The sequence below is a fragment of the Pseudomonas sp. SJZ103 genome (genome assembly GCF_007828335.1).
Taxonomy (GTDB): Bacteria; Pseudomonadota; Gammaproteobacteria; order Pseudomonadales; family Pseudomonadaceae; genus Aquipseudomonas.
Map to the genome: position 1 here is coordinate 340592 of NZ_VIUN01000004.1, position 17423 is coordinate 358014.

Annotated in this window: 18 protein-coding genes, 1 tRNA gene and 1 pseudogene; 11 read left to right on the plus strand and 9 right to left on the minus strand. The window is 56.7% G+C overall.

Going from position 1 to position 17423, the window contains the following annotated elements:
• Positions 1 to 46: 46 nt before the first annotated feature.
• The 4 genes from FBY10_RS31480 to FBY10_RS12620 form a co-directional block, all read right to left on the minus strand.
• Positions 47 to 202 carry a hypothetical protein gene (locus FBY10_RS31480; protein ID WP_178116744.1) on the minus strand — a complete coding sequence of 52 codons (156 nt, stop codon included), beginning with the start codon at positions 200 to 202 and terminating at the stop codon, positions 47 to 49.
• A gap of 187 nt (positions 203 to 389) precedes the next feature.
• Positions 390 to 1193: a sulfite exporter TauE/SafE family protein gene (locus tag FBY10_RS12610; RefSeq protein WP_145336441.1), complete on the minus strand. Its 804-nt coding sequence runs from the start codon at positions 1191 to 1193 to the stop codon at positions 390 to 392.
• 28 nt (positions 1194 to 1221) lie between these two features.
• Entirely contained in the window at positions 1222 to 2892 is a 1671-nt protein-coding gene (locus FBY10_RS12615) for a bifunctional protein tyrosine phosphatase family protein/NAD(P)/FAD-dependent oxidoreductase (RefSeq protein ID WP_145336443.1), read from the minus strand.
• Between the two features lie 52 nt (positions 2893 to 2944).
• Positions 2945 to 3823 carry an MBL fold metallo-hydrolase gene (locus FBY10_RS12620; RefSeq protein ID WP_145336445.1) on the minus strand — a complete coding sequence of 293 codons (879 nt, stop codon included), beginning with the start codon at positions 3821 to 3823 and terminating at the stop codon, positions 2945 to 2947.
• 235 nt (positions 3824 to 4058) lie between these two features.
• Between FBY10_RS12620 and FBY10_RS12625 the strand changes: the two genes are divergently transcribed.
• The 9 genes from FBY10_RS12625 (at position 4059) to FBY10_RS12660 (ending at position 10020) form a co-directional block, all read left to right on the plus strand.
• Positions 4059 to 5384, plus strand: coding sequence for a sigma-54-dependent Fis family transcriptional regulator (locus FBY10_RS12625; RefSeq protein ID WP_145336447.1), 1326 nt, complete (start codon positions 4059 to 4061; stop codon positions 5382 to 5384).
• Between the two features lie 171 nt (positions 5385 to 5555).
• Positions 5556 to 5732 carry a cytochrome oxidase putative small subunit CydP gene (cydP, locus tag FBY10_RS31485; RefSeq protein WP_167656415.1) on the plus strand — a complete coding sequence of 59 codons (177 nt, stop codon included), beginning with the start codon at positions 5556 to 5558 and terminating at the stop codon, positions 5730 to 5732.
• Positions 5729 to 7300, plus strand: coding sequence for a cytochrome ubiquinol oxidase subunit I (locus FBY10_RS12630; RefSeq protein ID WP_145336449.1), 1572 nt, complete (start codon positions 5729 to 5731; stop codon positions 7298 to 7300). The genes cydP and FBY10_RS12630 overlap by 4 nt, the downstream gene beginning before the upstream one ends.
• A complete protein-coding gene (gene cydB / locus FBY10_RS12635; RefSeq protein WP_145336451.1) occupies positions 7293 to 8429 on the plus strand; it encodes a cytochrome d ubiquinol oxidase subunit II in 1137 nt (378 codons plus the stop codon). Before FBY10_RS12630 ends, cydB begins: the two co-directional genes overlap by 8 nt.
• Before the next feature lie 22 nt (positions 8430 to 8451).
• Positions 8452 to 8574: a cytochrome bd-I oxidase subunit CydX gene (cydX, locus tag FBY10_RS12640; protein WP_081044185.1), complete on the plus strand. Its 123-nt coding sequence runs from the start codon at positions 8452 to 8454 to the stop codon at positions 8572 to 8574.
• Positions 8571 to 8858 carry a cyd operon YbgE family protein gene (locus tag FBY10_RS12645; RefSeq protein WP_145336453.1) on the plus strand — a complete coding sequence of 96 codons (288 nt, stop codon included), beginning with the start codon at positions 8571 to 8573 and terminating at the stop codon, positions 8856 to 8858. Before cydX ends, FBY10_RS12645 begins: the two co-directional genes overlap by 4 nt.
• 11 nt (positions 8859 to 8869) lie before the next feature.
• Entirely contained in the window at positions 8870 to 9310 is a 441-nt protein-coding gene (locus FBY10_RS12650) for a group II truncated hemoglobin (RefSeq protein ID WP_145336455.1), read from the plus strand.
• A 42-nt stretch (positions 9311 to 9352) separates the two neighbouring features.
• Positions 9353 to 9502: a hypothetical protein gene (locus FBY10_RS32155; RefSeq protein WP_145336457.1), complete on the plus strand. Its 150-nt coding sequence runs from the start codon at positions 9353 to 9355 to the stop codon at positions 9500 to 9502.
• A gap of 137 nt (positions 9503 to 9639) precedes the next feature.
• On the plus strand, positions 9640 to 10020 hold the full coding sequence (locus FBY10_RS12660) for a rhodanese-like domain-containing protein (RefSeq protein ID WP_145336529.1): 381 nt from the start codon (positions 9640 to 9642) through the stop codon (positions 10018 to 10020).
• Between the two features lie 243 nt (positions 10021 to 10263).
• On the opposite strand, the pseudogene FBY10_RS12665 reads toward FBY10_RS12660, so the two are convergent.
• The 3 genes and pseudogenes from FBY10_RS12665 to FBY10_RS12675 all read right to left on the minus strand — a co-directional run.
• A pseudogene (locus FBY10_RS12665) lies at positions 10264 to 10434 on the minus strand (ParA family protein); the annotation flags it as partial.
• A 123-nt stretch (positions 10435 to 10557) separates the two neighbouring features.
• A tRNA-Asn gene (locus tag FBY10_RS12670) sits at positions 10558 to 10633 on the minus strand.
• 33 nt (positions 10634 to 10666) lie between these two features.
• On the minus strand, positions 10667 to 11590 hold the full coding sequence (locus tag FBY10_RS12675; RefSeq protein ID WP_145336459.1) for a LysR family transcriptional regulator: 924 nt from the start codon (positions 11588 to 11590) through the stop codon (positions 10667 to 10669).
• A gap of 100 nt (positions 11591 to 11690) precedes the next feature.
• Here FBY10_RS12675 and lldD point away from each other — a divergent pair, with 100 nt between their 5' ends.
• Together lldD and FBY10_RS12685 are read left to right on the plus strand one after the other, a co-directional pair.
• Positions 11691 to 12833 carry an FMN-dependent L-lactate dehydrogenase LldD gene (gene lldD, locus FBY10_RS12680; RefSeq protein ID WP_145336461.1) on the plus strand — a complete coding sequence of 381 codons (1143 nt, stop codon included), beginning with the start codon at positions 11691 to 11693 and terminating at the stop codon, positions 12831 to 12833.
• Between the two features lie 281 nt (positions 12834 to 13114).
• A complete protein-coding gene (locus tag FBY10_RS12685) occupies positions 13115 to 14041 on the plus strand; it encodes a GGDEF domain-containing protein (RefSeq protein WP_145336463.1) in 927 nt (308 codons plus the stop codon).
• A 21-nt stretch (positions 14042 to 14062) separates the two neighbouring features.
• On the opposite strand, the gene FBY10_RS12690 is transcribed toward FBY10_RS12685, so the two are convergent.
• Both FBY10_RS12690 and FBY10_RS12695 read right to left on the minus strand, forming a co-directional pair.
• The gene (locus FBY10_RS12690) at positions 14063 to 14833 is read right to left on the minus strand and encodes a TenA family transcriptional regulator (protein WP_205885841.1); all 771 of its coding nucleotides are present in this window, start codon (positions 14831 to 14833) and stop codon (positions 14063 to 14065) included.
• Positions 14834 to 14912: 79 nt separating this feature from the next.
• Complete coding sequence (locus FBY10_RS12695; RefSeq protein ID WP_131700402.1) at positions 14913 to 17372, minus strand: EAL domain-containing protein; 2460 nt, start codon at positions 17370 to 17372, stop codon at positions 14913 to 14915.
• Positions 17373 to 17423: the final 51 nt, after the last annotated feature.

Below are 17423 nucleotides of genomic sequence, written 5' to 3' on the forward strand. Positions count from 1 at the left end.
CTGGCCACCATGGCCAACATGAATACGATCACTTGCCAGCGTCCTGTCAGCAGAGTTGCCACTGCGGGGCTGGGGCAACAGCCTCCCCCAGTGGTGGTGGCTCATCCACGGTCAGAGTCGGCGCACCTTCTTCGAAGTGCAGCGTGCAGCGATAGTTTTGCTGTTGCTCCAAACGCAAATTCACACGAGTGCTGTCGTTCATGAGTCCTATCCTTCTTGACGGTAGGTTCAATCCAGTTCCGCAGTAGCGGCCCAGAAAATGGGTCAGTGCGGCGACCGAGATAAATACCATCAGAAGAACCATTGCCGCCGGATCTGGCAGTCATGGATTAGCTGAAGGCTTTTCAGGACAGCCCTTAACAGGCGGGCAAGTGCCCCGCCCACTTGATCTACTGAATAGCTTTTACCAGCAACGCCACTGCAACCCCCGCAGATACGAGGGCAAACCCTTTTTGTAAGTTTGGCCCCGACAGTTTGGCAGCGGCCAAGCGCCCGCAGATCATGCCAACTAATGCTCCAATGGAAAATGGAATGGCAACAGCCCACTGTAAGTGCCCAGCTGCCGAACTTGCAGCAACGCCGGAAATTGAAACCAGCGCAATAACGGCCAGAGACGTTGCAAGCACTGACTGAGCGGTCAAATTGGTGTAGCGCTGGAGGGCCGGCACCATCACAAAGCCACCGCCCACGCCGAGCAAGCCAGAAAGCCCGCCGGCGACAATTCCAGAGACGGCGAGTGCCCATGCACACGGACCAGTCCAGTTAAGCTTTCCTCGGTCGACGTCCAATAGACAAGGTGGTGGTTTGGAGGTGACGGGGGGCTTGGACTCCGTGGACGGCGCGAGCGATCGTTGATAGACCCGAAACGCAACGTACATCAGCACGAAGGCGAACATGATCGTCAATGGACGGTTAGGCGTGCGCTGCGCCAGCCAAAGACCAAGTGGAGAACAGACGATCCCCGCGCCTGCAACTAAGAGCGCGGCTTTATAACGGACGGTACCGTTTTTGAGTCCCATCACGGCACCCAGGGTCGCGGCTAAACCGACAGCCAGTAAACCGATCGGCCCAGCCTCGGCCATGCTCAACCCCGCCCCAAACACCAGCAATGGAACCGCCAGTATTCCTCCGCCAGCGCCGGTCAGCGCCAGAATGACTCCAACAGTAAGCCCGAGCAGTAAGACGATGATCATCTCAGTCTCCTTGCTTTCAGGTCTGGTTTCATACGTCAGCCATCTCAGGTTTGGCCATCCATTCACGACCCTTGAGCATTCCCTTCCAGTACAGCGGTGGAAGAATTCGCTCCTTGAGCAGCCATGCCAGCCTCGATGGCCGGGTACCGTCAATCAGCCAGGATGGGAAACTGGGGGCGACCTTGCCGCCATAGGTGAACTCCGCCAGTACGATCTTGCCGCGTTCAACCGTCAGCGGGCAGGAGCCGTAACCGTCGTAATGGGCACTGCCTTTTGCTTTACCCATTGCAGCCAACACATTATGGGCAACAACGGGAGCCTGCTTGCGTGCAGCCGCTGCGGTTTTGGCATTGCTGGAGTTGGCGGCGTCTCCCAGCGCGTGAATATTTACCCAGGTTTTATGACGCAGAGTGGCAGGGTCGACATCGATCCAGCCGGTCGCATCAACAAGAGGGCTGACTCGGACAAAATCCGGCGCAATCTGCGGTGGCACAACATGAAGGAGATCGAAGTCGCGCGTAACAAGATGGGCGCTGCCATCCGGACTAACGCACTTGAATGTTGCAGTCCGCGCGGGACCATCCACGCTGGTGAGCGTGTTGCCGAAATTCAGGTCGATACCATAAGCAGTGATGTATTCCATCAGTGCGGGCACATAGTCGGGAACTCCGAACAACACCGCGCCGGCGCTGCAAAACTCGATCTCGACGTTGTCCAATACACCGGTACGTTTCCAATGATCGGCAGAGAGGTACATTGCTTTTTGCGGCGCCCCGGCACATTTGATCGGCATGGGTGGTTGCGTGAAAATGGCTCGCCCGCCGTGAAGTTGCTGCACCAGCTCCCACGTATAAGGGGCAAGTTGATACAGGTAGTTTGACGTCACGCCATTGCGGCCCAGGGTGTCCGACAAACCCTCGATTGCATGCCAATTGAGCTTCAGGCCAGGGCACACGATCAGTTGCTCGTATTTGACGACTCTGCATCCATCAAGAATGACGGCATTTCTCTCGGGTTCGAAAGCGGCGACCGCCGACTTGATCCAGTGCACTCCTCGGGGGATGGTCGTACCCATCGTGTGGGCAGTTTGGGGCGCATCGAAGACACCACTGCCGACAAGTGTCCAGCCTGGCTGGTAGTAGTGCACATCTGCCGGGTCGATTATGGCAACGTCGAGTCGAGGATCTCGCGCCAGTAAACTGGATGCGGTCGCGATACCCGCCGCACCGCCCCCGATGATGACCACGGTATGCTGCGCCTCAGCCACTTCGACCGGTGTGCGCCCCTGATTCGCAATCCGGCGAATGACGCCTTTCATATCAAACCCGGCTTTTTTAGCTGTCTCGACGATATGTGGCAGGGGGTGTTGGCCCGCTTGTGACAGTGCCCACATCGTTGTCGAGCGCATGCCGGAACGGCAATAGGCCAACACCGGTTTTGGAAGCGTTTCAAGCAGCTTGCCGAAGGCAATACCTTGCTCGTCGGTTACTTTTCCTGATTCAGCGGGAAGGTAGTGCGCCTCAATACCGATCGCTTGGGCCGTACGTTTTATTTCGGCAAATAAGGGCTGATCGCCGCCTTCGCCATCGGGACGGTTACACACTATGGCGCGAAAACCGGCTTCTTTTAGTTCAGCTAATTGGTTGGGAAAAATCTGTTCTGATACCGACAGTCCAGGCGCAAGGCAGCGAATGTCCATAAAGGTCTCCGTTATGGATATTTTTCTTATAGGTTTTTTAGGGGAGGCAACGTCAGGCGACGTCGAGTGGGATTTTCAGGTAGCGCGTCCCGTTCGCTTCAGGCTCAGGCAAGTGCCCGGCTCGCATGTTGACCTGCACCGATGGCAGGATCAGCGTTGGCATGTCCATCGATGCATCACGCTTTGTACGCATCGCCACAAACTCCTCCTCACTGATCCCATTACGCACATGAACGTTGTGCGCGCGTTGGTCTGCAACGGTACTGACGAACTGCACCTCGCGGCCATCTGGCTGGTAGTCGTGGCACATGTACAGCAAGGTATTGGCCGGCAGACTCAGTACCTTGTTGATTGACTGGAACAACGTACGCGCATCGCCACCGGGAAAATCACAGCGTGCGGTACCGTAGTCCGGCATAAACAAGGTATCGCCGACGAATGCAGCCGTTTCGGCCCCATTGCTGATCACATAAGTCATACAGGCTGGTGTGTGGCCCGGTGTATGGAGCGCGTGGCATTGCAGCGTGCCAATGGCGAACAGTTCGTCATTAACGAACAGGTGATCGAACTGGCTTCCATCGCGGGCCATGTCACGACCTGTATTGAACAGAGTGCCGAACACCTCTTGCACCGTCGAAATCTGGCTGCCGATCCCTATTTTTCCACCGAGCTTTTCCTTCAGGTATGGCGCTGCCGTCAGGTGGTCTGCGTGGACGTGAGTCTCAAGAATCCAGTCGACCTTCGCATTGAGTTCGTTCACCCTCGCAATCAACTTGTCGGCAGACGTTGTGGCGGTGTGGCCGGATTTAGGGTCATAGTCAAGTACGCTGTCCACTAAGGCGCAGTGGTTGGTCGCTTCATCCAGCACGAGGTAGCTGACGGTATTGGTAGCAGAATCGAAGAATCCTTCGACGTGAAGTTTTACGCTCATGACCTGTCTCCTTAGGGGGCTTCTCTCGAGCCGCTCACACTAAGGACTGACATAGCAATAAACCTGCCAAGGCCGCGCCGTGCGAAAAATAGTGGTTATCTTATTGATTTTAATAACTTTCATATTTTTACTAGGAAATTTGTTTTTTTAAAACTCTGAAATTCGCTGCCATTGGCAGTGCCTGTTGACAGAGCTGGCAGTGCCACAACAGGATGGTGGATTCTCAGGAGCCACCATGAAGACCATCCTGCCCGCCCCGGACAACTCACTCCCACACCCGGATCAAGTGCAGTCGCTTGTTTCGTTTCTTGAGCACGAACCCCAGCCGATGATCGTGCTCGATCCGGAGTACAACATCCTCGCTGCCAACACTGCCTATCAGCGCCAGTTTGGCAGCGCTGACAAATCCTTTATCGGTCATAAGTGCTATCAAATCTCACACCATTACGACGTCCCATGTGATCAGGCGGGTGAGAATTGTCCGATGAAAAAGGCGCAGGAATTGCGCGGGCCGGATCGTGTTTTGCACATTCACCACACGCCTCGGGGGCCTGAGCATGTCGACGTCGAATTGCGGCCGATCCTAGACGAGCACGGAGTAATTACTGCGTATGTGGAGCGTCTCACACTGGTCCGAAGCGCCTCAGCGCGCCCCAGCAACGAAGGGCTGGTGGGCTGTTCACCAGCGTTTAACCTCGCCCTGTCTGAGCTGCAGCGGGTCGCACCATCAATGCTGCCGGTACTGCTGTTAGGCGAGTCAGGTACGGGCAAAGAGTTGTTCGCTCGCGCGGTACATGAAACCAGCGAGCGGGCCACTGGACCCTTTGTAGTCGTAGATTGCTCAGGATTGACCGAAACGTTGTTTGAGAGCGAGCTGTTCGGCCATGAAAAAGGAGCATTCACCGGTGCGACCACGCGCAAACCTGGTTTGGTCGAAACGGCCCAGGGCGGCACGTTGTTCCTTGATGAGATTGGCGATGTTCCACTGGCAATGCAGGTGAAACTGTTGCGCCTGATCGAATCGGGCACCTATCGCCGTGTCGGCAGTGTCGAGACCCTTCACGCCAACTTCAGGTTAATTGCTGCGACCCACAAACCACTGGAAAAAATGATGGAGAGAGGTGAGTTCAGGCAGGACCTGTACTACCGCATCAGCGCTTTTCCAATTCTGTTACCCCCCTTGCGTAACCGAGTTGAAGACATTGGTTTGCTCGTGAATTCGTTTTTACAACGTGCCGGTATAGGCAAGCGCCGGCTGACGATAGATGCGGATGCTCTGACACAATTGCAGCGGCTTTCCTGGCCCGGCAATATCCGTGAGTTACGCAATGTTCTAGAAAGAGCCAGTCTATTCGCTGACGATGGAGTGATCCGCTCCATACATTTACCCCAGCCCAGCGTCGTGATACCTCCTCAGCCTTCGACGTCTCCTCCTTTAGACGGCAGCACGCTGGTACACGCACTCGCGACGTTTAAAGGTTCCCGCCGCGAGCTGGCCAAGCAAATGGGGATTAGCGAGCGTACGTTGTACAGACGACTGAAAGAACAAGGGTTGGCCTAGTCGCTAGCGCTCACACCCCACGACTGCCAATGACTGCCACTCTGGCAGATTGGCAGCGTATTAACCTGCCATGGCATCCACTGCCTTGGCGGATTCACTAATAAGTTACTGTTATTAAACGATAAAAATAACAAATCCTCCCTTGGCACGCCGTGTGCTAACTGCATAGTCATGAACATTTCCGACAAACGACTGCGGCGCCATCTGCTCACAGCAGTACTGATCAAGTTACTGGTGCTGACAGTGCTGTGGTGGCTGTTCATCCGGGATTCGCACGTCAGCGTCGACTCGAACGCCATCGGCGACAGGTTCGGTGTACCCACCTCGACTCAAGGGGCAAACAAGTGATTTCAGAACAACTGGTGGATCTGTCTCGGCTGCAGTTTGCAGCCACTGCGCTTTACCACTTTCTTTTTGTACCGCTCACGGTTGGCATGGTGTGGCTGCTGGTCATCATGGAAAGCGTCTATGTGATGACCGGGAATGTCATCTGGAAAGACATGACGCGCTTCTGGGGCAAGCTGTTCGGCATCAACTTCGCCCTCGGGGTGACTACGGGTATCACCCTGGAATTTCAGTTCGGTACCAACTGGGCATATTACTCGCACTACGTCGGCGACATCTTCGGTGCCCCACTGGCCATCGAAGGCTTGATGGCGTTCTTCCTCGAATCGACCATGATCGGCCTGTTTTTCTTTGGTTGGGATCGTCTGAAGAGAGAGCATCACTTGCTGGTCACACTACTGATGGCGATCGGTACAAACCTTTCAGCATTGTGGATTTTGATCGCCAATGGATGGATGCAGAACCCGGTGGGTTCAGAGTTCAGTTACATCACCATGCGCATGGAGATGGTTGATTTTTGGGCGGTCGTTTTCAACCCGGTTGCGCAGGCCAAGTTTGTGCACACCGTCTCCGCCGGTTACGTCACCGGCTCGATGTTTGTGCTGTCGATTTCCAGTTGGTATTTACTCAAGAATCGTGATGTCGAGTTTGCCAAGCGCAGCTTCCGGGTGGCGGCCGCCTTCGGTCTGGCATCAGTGCTCAGCGTGATCGTGCTGGGTGATGAGTCGGGTTACACGGTGGGTGAAGCGCAGCAAACCAAGCTGGCAGCCATGGAGGCGATGTGGGAAACAAAGCCTGCGCCAGCGGGCCTGACACTGGTGGCCAGCATCAACGAAGCCGAGTCTAAAAATAACTGGGAAGTTGAAGTGCCATGGGTAATGGGCTTGATTGGCACCCGGTCAGTCAGCAAGCAAATTCCAGGCATACATGACATTAAGGAAAAAAACCGCGCTCGAATTCTACGCGGCATTACCGCCGTCAATGCGCTTGAGGCCCTAAGGGCCAACCGCAGCGATTCGGTGGCCTTCCAGACATTCGAAGAATACAAAGCCGATCTGGGCTTTGGCCTGCTGCTTAAAAAGTATGTCGAAGACGTTAACCAGGCTACGCCGGCCATTATCGAAAAAGCTGTAAACGATACCGTACCGCGCGTGACACCTATGTTCTGGGCGTTCCGGATCATGGTCGGCCTTGGCTTTGCCATGCTTATGCTCTTCGGGCTTGCCTTCTGGAGCACCCTGAAGTCGACCTGCACGCGAAACCGCTGGTTACTGCGTTGGGCACTTTGCATGCTGCCTGCGCCATGGATTGCCTGCGAGTTGGGCTGGTTCGTCGCTGAATACGGCCGTCAGCCATGGACCATCTACGGCGTCCTACCGACCCACATGAGTGTTTCCACCCTCAGCGTCAACAACCTCTATGGCTCGCTGGCGGGATTCATCGTTTTCTACACCGTGCTGCTGGTGGTTGAAATGTTCCTGATGGTCAAGTTTGCCCGTCAAGGTCCTGGCAGCCTCGGTACCGGCCGTTATGTTCACGACGCCCATTTGAAGGAACTCCACCATGCTTGATTACTTCACCCTGAAAATTATCTGGTGGGCGCTGGTCGGCGTGCTGCTGATCGGCTTCGCCATCATGGACGGTCACGATATGGGGGTTGGCACGCTACTGCCCTTTGTTGGCCGCAACGACCTGGAGCGACGCGTTGTTATCAACACCGTTGGTCCGCACTGGGATGGCAATCAGGTTTGGTTCATCACTGCGGGCGGCGCATTGTTCGCGGCGTGGCCTGTGGTGTACGCCACCGCATTCAGCGGATTCTATTGGGCGATGATTCTGGTCCTATGGGCGCTGTTCTTTCGCCCGGTAGGTTTTGACTATCGCAGCAAGATTCACAATTCCACTTGGCGCAGCACCTGGGATTGGGGGCTTTTTGTGGGTGGGGCCGTGCCGCCCCTGGTGTTCGGGATCGCGTTCGGCAACTTGTTGCAAGGTGTGCCGTTCCACTTCAACGATCTTCTAGTGTCGACTTATACCGGCAGTTTCTGGCAACTGCTAAATCCCTTTGCGCTTCTGACCGGCGTGGTGAGTAGTGCAATGATCACCTTGCAGGGCGGCGCTTATCTGGCACATCGCACTGAAGGTGTTATCCAGGCCAGGGCAATCAAAGGTGCGGTGGGGGCGGCAATCGTATTGGCGTGCTCGTTTACAGCGGCCGGCATCTGGCTGCAATGGATCGACGGTTATCGCATTACATCGTTGGTTGATACCGCCGGACTGCCCGATATTCTTAACAAGTCCGTGGTGCGCGAAGCGGGCGCCTGGATGGCTAACTATGGTCATTATCCGTTGTTGTGGCTGTTGCCCGTACTGGGATTGGTTGGCGCAGCAGGTGCCGCCATGTTGCTGATGATGCGTCGCACACTTTCGGCGTTTGTTGCCTCATCGCTTGCGGTGATCGCAGTCATCAGCACGGCGGGTGTGTCGATGTTTCCATTCATCATGCCGTCATCAACAGTACCTGCGGCAAGCCTTACCGTGTGGGACAGCGTCTCCAGTCATTTAAGCCTAGCCATCATGTTCTGGGCCACGTTGATCTTCATGCCACTTATCGTGATTTACACCTCGTGGGCGTATCGCGTTATGCGGGGCAAGGTCACCGTTGCACACATCAAAGCCAACGAACATTCAGCCTACTAGTGCCAGCAAAGGAGTAAAGACTATGTGGTATTTCGCCTGGATGCTGGGAGTCGGTTTTGCATTGCTACTGGCTATATTGAATGCGATGTGGGGCGAGAACGAAGGTGGCCGAGCCTTGAGCGACAATGAGGAGACGCGGACATGATGCGGCGTGTCGCTAACGCTCCACCCTCCTCACGGATCAATGTGCTGAGTCTGGTTATCGCTGTTGCGATCATGCTCGCCTGTACGCTCTATCCCCCCATGATGGCGGCCCCCGATGGGAAAGCTGACCATGTGCTGGCTACTGCGTTGTTTGCGGCCATGAGTGTGGCCTTCGTGAGAGGTGTGGGTTTTGTCCCGCGGATGCTCGTCTGGCGTTGGCTTTTTTCAGGCTGGACCTGCTTTGCGGCACTTGCGCTTGCTGGCTGGGTAAAGTTTCTACATTGAGGACCGACGACATGAGTGAACTCTTGAGTGTCCCATATAAAGACAGCGCTAGTATTTATCTCCAGTTAGGGGGTGAATCAGGCGTCCGTAAACTCGTCAACCGCTTTTACGAGCTGATGGATACGCTATCTGAAGCGCGAGTGGTGCGCCTGATGCATCCATCGAGTCTCGCCGACAGTGCTGACAGTCTATTTAAGTTCCTCAGTGGCTGGTTTGGCGGCCCACCGTTGTTCCAACTGGAGCGAGGCCACCCGCGTCTGCGCATGCGGCATGCCCCCTTTGCAGTCGGTACTGTTGAACGCGACGAATGGATGCTGTGCATGCGTCAGGCAATTGATGAGCAGGTGAATGACATAGCGCTAAATAGCAAGCTGCAACGTATGTTTTCCGAAATGGCCGATCATATGATTAATACTGATGGGCAAAATACAGGTATTGCGACACGCGTCTGAGCGTCGCGCTTATTTTCAGTGTCCGTACGGTTGTTAACGGCCATGCAAACACCGGATGATAATAGTATTGCTACGCCCGAAACCTGGTGCCCTGGCTTACCGGTCATCGTACCGCCACCGAAGACTGCCGAGGCCGCCGAAAATCGTGCCGCCGAAGGTTACGATACGAGCGATTGGTACTACTCGACCTAGTCGCTGTAACTTCTTCGGGGTTTTCTTGAAATAAACGGAGTAATCATCTGGCGCGTATCTATGCCCAGATGGTTTTCCAATGCTGTCTCACCCAGCAGAATAATCACCTCTCTTAATTGGATCTTTAAAATATCATGATAAAGAATGCCCATGACCTAGTAACTGAGGCGAAAGCACTGATCGAAGAGGTCGCCATCAAAGACGCAGACCAAGCTATCCAGGATGCAGATGTACTTATCGATGTGCGTGAAGCGGATGAGTATGCTGCTGGTTACATTTCAGGTGCGATACATGCGTCGCGCGGCATGCTGGAATTTAAACTTACTAACGACAGCGCCCTAAATTCTCGAGAGCTTAAAGTTGTGCTCTATTGCAAGACAAGTGGCCGTGCCGCACTGGCGGCCGCATCAATGAAAAATATGGGCTACCTGCATGTGAGGTCGATCAGCGGCGGATTTGATGCCTGGGTTAGTGCAGGAAAGCCGATTGTAGGTCCGTATCTGCCCACCTTTGATTAATCCTATAGTTCCAAATAGATTGGGTGCTATTGAGGGCAAGAGGGGGTAGCGTGATAAGTCTGGTCTAGATAAGTAGTGTATCTCTCGAATATAGAGCCAGGCTTTATCTGTATTTTAATAAGTACAGAGGCTGAATTTGTACCCGCGCATCTACGTGATGCCACGTGCGTCATGATCAGTATTTTTCACAATTTCTGACAAATCAGCTTGCAAGGTGTCTAGGGAATCCGGGGCGATTCAGGTTCCACCGGGCGCCTCATGCGATAGCGCATAAAACGACGACAGCGACGGCTGATTATCCAGATCAATGAGCAGGGTACGGATCCCTGCATCGGCGCAGAACGCGCCCAGATTGACGCCAACCGTGGTTTTACCCGGTCCGCCTTTGGTTGAAACGACCGCAGTGACTTTCATGATATTGACCTCGGAATCGTAGGATTTGAGATGCTTTCATGCAGGTCACGCTGTGCGCTTTGATCCCCCCGGAAAAATCCAAGGCAAAAAAAAAGCCTGCATCGCTGCAGGCTTTTCCCTATCTGGCTCCACGACCTGGACTCGAACCAGGGACCCAATGATTAACAGTCATTTGCTCTACCAACTGAGCTATCGCGGAATGCGCCGTATGTTACTGATTAAAAAGGAGAAGTCAAGCCTTCCCTGAGATCCTGGACGATGAATCCGGATGACCGGTTGAAAGCTGCTGCTCCTTGGCCAGTTCCAGCCAGGCGCGCACGGCGGGTGGCAAGTGGGCGCTGGCGCGCCAGGCCAGGGCGATGTGCCAGTCGGTGTGGGGTTCGTCGAGAGGGATCAGGGCGATGCCCGCGTGTTGGTGCTTGTGCGCCAACATGCGCGGCAGGAAAGCGACGCCGAGGCCGGCCGCGACCAGGTCGACGATGAAGTCGATCTGTCCGCTGCGCGCCGCCACGCGGGGTATCACGCCTTTGCGCTCGCAGGCGGCCAGAATCTTGGCGTTCAGGGCGAAGCCGGCTTCGAACAGGATGAACGGCGAATCCGCCAGGTCGGCGAAGTCAATGCGTTGACGTTGAGCCAAGGGGTGGCTCCTGGGCAGTACGGCCATCAGCGGTTCGTTGCGCACGGGCTGATAATCGAAGCCTGCATCGACCGGCAGCAGCAATGCAGCGAGGTCGACCTCCCCCACCTCCAGGCACTCGCGCAGTCTTTTGCTGCCGTATTCGGTGAGTTCGATGTCGATGTCCGGGTAACGACTGCGATAGGTGGCAAACATCGTAGCAAACAGCACCCCACACCCCACCGGTGGCAGGCCTATGCGCAACACACCGCGCTTGAGGCCGCGCAGGTCGTTGATCTCCGCGACCAGATCATGGTGTTCGGCGAGCAGCACCAGGGCGCGGCGGTAGGCGATCTCACCGGCGGCGGTGAGTTCGTTGCGATGGCCCAGGCGGTCGAGCAGCGGCATGCCGAGTTCCTCTTCCAGAGTCTTGACCGCCTTGCTCACCGAGGATTGGGTCAAGGCCACTACCTCGGCGGCCTGGGAGAATCCGCCCTGGCGTACCACTTCGACGAACGTGCGCAACGTTCTCAAGTTCATAGGTATTCCTTCAGCGACTGACTACTAGCGATAAAAGTTGTTTTTATCATGACAGATATTTGCCTATCCTGACCCGCCCAGCCTTGTGGAGACACGCTTAATGATTATCTCGTCCGCCTCCGACTACCGCGCAGCGGCCAAACGCAAGCTGCCGCGCTTCCTGTTCGACTACATCGACGGCGGTGCCTACGCCGAGCACACGATGCGCGCGAACAGTTCGGACCTGGCCGAGATCAGCCTGCGCCAACGCGTGCTGCGCAATGTCGATAACCTCAGCCTCAAGACCACGCTGTTCGGCCAGGCCCTGGACATGCCGGTCATCCTCAGCCCTGTCGGCCTGACCGGCATGTATGCGCGGCGCGGCGAAGTACAGGCGGCGAAGGCGGCGGCGAACAAGGGCATCCCCTTCTGTCTGTCGACGGTGTCGGTGTGTTCGATTGAAGAAGTGGCGGCGCAGAGCCCGCAGTCAATCTGGTTCCAGCTGTATGTGCTCAAGGACCGGGGCTTTATGCGCAATGCCCTAGAGCGGGCCCAGGCAGCTGGGGTCACCACCCTGGTGTTCACCGTGGACATGCCCACGCCCGGGGCGCGCTACCGCGATGCCCACTCGGGCATGTCCGGGCCGTTCGCGGCGCAGCGGCGCATGTTGCAGGCCGTCACCAAGCCACAATGGGCATTCGACGTAGGGCTCATGGGCCGCCCCCATGACCTGGGCAATATCTCCAAGTACCTCGGCAAACCCACCCACCTGGAAGATTACATCGGCTGGCTGGCCAATAACTTCGACCCCTCCATCAGTTGGAAAGACCTGGAGTGGATCCGCGAATTCTGGAAAGGCCCGATGATCATCAAGGGCATCCTCGACCCCCAGGACGCCAAGGACGCGGTGAGTTTCGGCGCCGATGGCATCGTGGTCTCCAACCATGGCGGCCGTCAGCTGGACGGTGTGCTGTCCACTGCCAAGGCCTTGCCACCGATTGCCGATGTCGTGGGCGATGACCTGACGGTGCTGGTGGACTCCGGCATTCGTTCCGGGCTGGACGTGGTGCGCATGCTCGCCCTGGGCGCCAAGGCGTGCCTGCTCGGACGCGCCACCGCCTATGCACTGGCCGCCGATGGTCAGCGCGGGGTAGAGAACCTGCTGGACATCTTCGCCAAGGAAATGCGCGTGGCCATGACGTTAACCGGCGTCACATCCATTGACCAGATTGACTCCAGCACGCTGGTGCAATCAGTCAAATAGCTGACGTCATTGCTTAACGACCGTTTTTTACTTTAAAAACGCTCTTTGATTTGTAAGGACTTTTATTTATTTAAACGAAATGGCACGAATCTCGCTCTAACACCTTCCAAGCAGGTCAAGCGATGACAAGACGTGTGGCAGTGCCCAGGGGTTATAACCCTTGGTAAAGCGGTCTAAACTGTTTCCAATGTTTTACGGAACTGAAGGAACAGTAAGACGCCTGGCATTCGCCACTCTCATCCAGCCTGTAAGACAGCTAAGTGCTTAGAGGCCGTTTGCTTATGAAAACACCAACCCAGACCAACGCAGTTGACTTCGACAGTGCCAAATTGCAACGCCTGGGCTTTGGTCAGCCATCACTCGTACCTCGCCGCCCGACAACCGTCGCACAACTTCGCCAGCAACTGGGGATGCAATTGCAGACCAGCCTGGAACCGCAGCGCCTCCTCGCGGTGTTTTTCCGTGAGATCCAGCGCCTGGTACCTCTGGATGCCCTGCAATATCGCCACGAAACCAGCGACCTGCGCCTGGAGTTCGGCCACCGCGGCCACCATTCGGTGAGCTACAGCCTGAGCCACGAAGGCGAGCACCTCGGCGAGCTGATCTTTCGCCGCAACCAGCGCCTGCTGGAAGAGGAACTCGGCCAGCTCGAATCACTGCTGTCGACCCTGCTCTACCCGATGCGCAACGCCCTGCTCTACCGCGCCGCCACCCGCAGCGCCCTGCGCGACCCGTTGACCGAAACGGGCAACCGCATTGCCATGGACCAGACCCTGCAACGGGAAATCGACATGGCGCGTCGGCACCTGAACCCGCTGTCCTTGCTGATGCTGGACATCGACCACTTCAAGATCATCAACGATACCCACGGCCATGCGGCCGGCGATAACGTATTGCGCACGGTCGCCGGGGCAATCAAGAGCCAGTTGCGTAACGTGGACATGGTGTTTCGGTTTGGCGGGGAAGAGTTTCTGATCCTACTGCCCAACACCGGCCGGGATGCGGCGGCCATGGTCGGTGAACGCCTGCGCCAGGCGGCAAAGGCCCAGGATTATTGGGCGGATGGAACACGGATCGAATTGACGGTGAGCCTCGGTTGTTCGACCCTGCTGGCCGCTGAGTCGGCCGACAGCCTGTTGCGCCGCGCCGACAGCGCCTTGTACGTGGCCAAGCGCGAAGGCCGTAATCGCCTGGCAATGGCGGGGTAAAACCCCGCCATCCCCGTTACATCACGCTTCGCTGGCGACACGCAACGGGCGCTCACGCACAGCAGCGCTCGCAGGTTTTTCTTTCTCCAGGCGCATGCAACGTTCCAGGAACAGGTACATGTAGTCGTAGCTCTTGCACACGGCTTGGCGCAACTCTGCCTGCAGTTCCTTGGTCGGGTTCATCCCGGCCAGGGTGCAGATGATTTCCAGGGCTTCCCAAGGATGGGCGTCGTCGTACTGGGCGTGCATCTTCAGCCACTTCATCGCACGCTTGCGGTCTTCCTCGGGAAAGGCCGCCGCATACACGCCGGTGGAGCACACCACTGCCGACCACTCTCCCGTCGCGCCCTCGATCGCATAGTTGGTCGCGGCAACAGCCACAATCAACGAATCGGCCGAGCTGGTGTGCCAACACCAATGGCTCAGCGCATGCAGCTCCGGCGGCACGTTCTGGGCCTGCAACTCTTCGAGGCTGACGCCGTGGGCACGCGCCCAATGGACCCAATAGTCCGCGTGGTTCAGCTCCACACGGATATTGCGCATCAGCCAACGTCGCGCCATGTCTTCCCCTGGATGGCGGGCAAACTTGGTCTTGGTGAGGTTCTGTGCCATGTACAAGGCAAACTGTTCCACCACGGGCCAGCCACCGATCAGGTAGTGACGCATGGTTTTGGCGCTGAGCGTGTTGTCACGCATGCGTTGGTACAGTTCGTGTTCGACAACCCGGCGCTTGCTCTCGCTGCAGTCCTGGATCAATTGCTGAGCCCAGGCGGGGTAACTTGAGGCTTCCATAAGCGGACCGGTTCTGCTGAATGTGTCGATCACTATTTAAGGCTCCTTTTTAAGTGTGATTTACAGACCGGCAAATGTTTCAGCGGAATGTGCCGGGCGCCCTGAATAACAGAGGCTGCGGTCGCACAGGTCGACGCAAGCTATCAAAGGTAAACAATTGCGGTCGTTCAATCAGGTAGCCCTGAGCGTAATCCACACCGATGTCGAGCAAAGCCTGCTCGATCTGCAGTGTTTCAACAAATTCGGCAATTGTGCGCTTCCCCATGACGTGGCCGATGTGGTTGATCACTTCGACCATCGCGCGGTTAATCGGGTCGTCCAGCATATCCTTTACGAAACTTCCATCGATCTTCAGGAAGTCTACAGGTAAATGTTTCAGATACGCGAATGAGGACATTCCGGCGCAGAAGTCATCGAGGGAAAAGAAGCAACCTAAGGCTTTGAGTTCATTAATAAAGCGAATGGCACTGCCCAGATTCGCAATAGCGCTTGTTTCAGTTATTTCAAAACAAATCATTTCTGGCGGAATGCTGTAAGCCTCGAATTTCTCACGTAAAAAGCCGAGAAAATCATCGTCGCCAATCGTAATGCCTGACAGATTGATCGCACACATCGCCATAGGCCGGCCCGGGTGCTCGTGCATGCAGCGGGCAATGATCTTGAATACGTTCTCCACCACCCAACGGTCCAGGGAGGTCATCAAACCATAACGCTCGGCAGCCGGGATGAAGCTGTCGGGCAGAATGATCCGACCCGCCTCGTCGTGCAGGCGCAGCAGGATTTCAATGTGCCCATTGCCGCCGTCGGTCAACCCCAGGGGCGCAATTTCCTGGGCATACAGGCAAAACCGGTTCTCCTCCAATGCCATGTGCAGGCGTTGCACCCAGGCCATCTCGCCAAAGCGCAGGGACAGTTCGGAGTCATCGGCGTGGTACACCTGCACGCGATTGCGGCCTTTTTCCTTGGCCATGTAGCACGCCATGTCGGCGGCACGCAGGGAGGTTTCCAGGGTGGTCGGCGTGCTCGATATGTGCACCAGGCCGATACTCACGGTGGTCATGAACGGCCGCCCCTTCCACACGAAATGCAGGTTTTGAACGGTATGGCGCAGGCTCTCGGCGACTTTTTCCGCCACCGCCGCCGGACAGTTCTCCAGCAGGATGCCGAACTCGTCGCCCCCCAGGCGCGCCAGGGTGTCGCCTTCGCGCAGGTCCGATTGCAGCAGCGCGCAGATATGCCGTAGCAACTCGTCGCCCGCCGCATGGCCGCAGGTGTCGTTGACCAGCTTGAACTGGTCGAGGTCGAGAAACATCAATGCATGTCGCCCGCCCTGGTGCTGCCCTGCCCTGTGCAGCACCTGTTCCAGGCGGTACTCGAACTCGCGACGGTTGGCCAGGCCGGTCAAAGCGTCGTGCGTGGCCTGCCACGACAGGTTGGCGATGTACTGACGCTCCTGGGTCATGTCATGCAGTACCAGCACTGCACCGCTGACCTTGCCGCCGCTGAGGATCGGCGCCCCCACCAGGGTGACGGAGACCGTGCTGCCGTCCAGGCGCTGGATGGTTTTCGAATGCTCGCTGCCGCCCCTGAACCGGCCCTTGACGATGTGTTCGATCAGGGTGAAGCCATCCGGCTGTGCATCGTCATCCAGCAGGTTGAACAGTGCCGCCAGGGGCAGGCCTTGGGCCTGGGCCGAATTCCAGTGGGTCATGGCCTCGGCTGCCGGGTTCATATAGGTAATGGTCCCGTCGACATCGGTGGTGATCACCCCATCGCCAATCGACTCCAGGGTGATCTGTGCGCGCTCCTTCTCGGCCTGCAGCGCATTGGCGAACGCATGACGCTGGGTCAGCAGCTTATGGGTACGCAACAGCGCCAGCACAATCAGGCCCAGGGCCGTCGCCAGGTTGGTGATCAGCAGCAACCGCAGGATCATGCGCGAGCCTTCACCCAAGGCGTCGCTGAAGGCTTTGGCGGCTGGGGTCACACCCTCGTTGATGGCAGTGATGCGGGCTTTCCACTGCCGAACATCGTTGGGATTGACATGGTCGGCATTGATCGCTTGGTGCATCTCGCGAGCCAGGTCGTCCAACTGAACCAGGTAGCCATCGCCCACGGTCCACAGTTCAATGGCTTTTTCCAGGTAGCTGAAATGCCGAAAATTCAGGTACAGCCAGATCACGCTGGAAACATCGTCCGGGTGGTTGCCGCCCTTGAGGATACCCAGGCGCGCGGCAGCCAGGTCAGGGCTGGGACTGTCCAGGGCGATGCGCAGTTCATGGCCGCCCTGGGGCACCGCAATGGCCTGCTGGTATTTGAGGTATGTGCCTGCGTCGCGATTATCGGCGTACAGCGTCAGGTAATAGATGGCGTCTTTCTGGCCCTTGGACCACAGGCTCTCGCCGGCCACATAGCCACGCACCGCTGAAAGCACGTAGAGGCTGACGCAACCCAACAATGCCTGGAACAGCACGACGGCAATAAAGGGCCAGACAATGCCCAGTAACCGAGGCGTTCCGAAAGTCCGCTTTTGCTTCATGAAGTCCCTTGCACATGCACTGCTGAATACGCACGCAAACACCCACTTCCG

Excerpts from the sequence above, each read along its gene's own strand:
- lldD (WP_145336461.1), top strand. The coding sequence starts at position 11,691 with ATGATTATCTCGTCCGCCTCCGACTACCGCGCAGCGGCCAAACGCAAG.
- FBY10_RS12695 (WP_131700402.1), bottom strand. The coding sequence starts at position 17,372 with ATGAAGCAAAAGCGGACTTTCGGAACGCCTCGGTTACTGGGCATTGTC.
- FBY10_RS12610 (WP_145336441.1), bottom strand. The coding sequence starts at position 1,193 with ATGATCATCGTCTTACTGCTCGGGCTTACTGTTGGAGTCATTCTGGCG.
- FBY10_RS12645 (WP_145336453.1), top strand. The coding sequence starts at position 8,571 with ATGATGCGGCGTGTCGCTAACGCTCCACCCTCCTCACGGATCAATGTG.
- FBY10_RS12620 (WP_145336445.1), bottom strand. The coding sequence starts at position 3,823 with ATGAGCGTAAAACTTCACGTCGAAGGATTCTTCGATTCTGCTACCAAT.
- cydP (WP_167656415.1), top strand. The coding sequence starts at position 5,556 with ATGAACATTTCCGACAAACGACTGCGGCGCCATCTGCTCACAGCAGTA.
- FBY10_RS12690 (WP_205885841.1), bottom strand. The coding sequence starts at position 14,833 with ATGGAAGCCTCAAGTTACCCCGCCTGGGCTCAGCAATTGATCCAGGAC.
- FBY10_RS12615 (WP_145336443.1), bottom strand. The coding sequence starts at position 2,892 with ATGGACATTCGCTGCCTTGCGCCTGGACTGTCGGTATCAGAACAGATT.
- FBY10_RS31480 (WP_178116744.1), bottom strand. The coding sequence starts at position 202 with ATGAACGACAGCACTCGTGTGAATTTGCGTTTGGAGCAACAGCAAAAC.
- FBY10_RS12625 (WP_145336447.1), top strand. The coding sequence starts at position 4,059 with ATGAAGACCATCCTGCCCGCCCCGGACAACTCACTCCCACACCCGGAT.
- cydX (WP_081044185.1), top strand. The coding sequence starts at position 8,452 with ATGTGGTATTTCGCCTGGATGCTGGGAGTCGGTTTTGCATTGCTACTG.
- FBY10_RS12685 (WP_145336463.1), top strand. The coding sequence starts at position 13,115 with ATGAAAACACCAACCCAGACCAACGCAGTTGACTTCGACAGTGCCAAA.
- FBY10_RS12675 (WP_145336459.1), bottom strand. The coding sequence starts at position 11,590 with ATGAACTTGAGAACGTTGCGCACGTTCGTCGAAGTGGTACGCCAGGGC.
- FBY10_RS12650 (WP_145336455.1), top strand. The coding sequence starts at position 8,870 with ATGAGTGAACTCTTGAGTGTCCCATATAAAGACAGCGCTAGTATTTAT.
- cydB (WP_145336451.1), top strand. The coding sequence starts at position 7,293 with ATGCTTGATTACTTCACCCTGAAAATTATCTGGTGGGCGCTGGTCGGC.
- FBY10_RS32155 (WP_145336457.1), top strand. The coding sequence starts at position 9,353 with ATGCAAACACCGGATGATAATAGTATTGCTACGCCCGAAACCTGGTGC.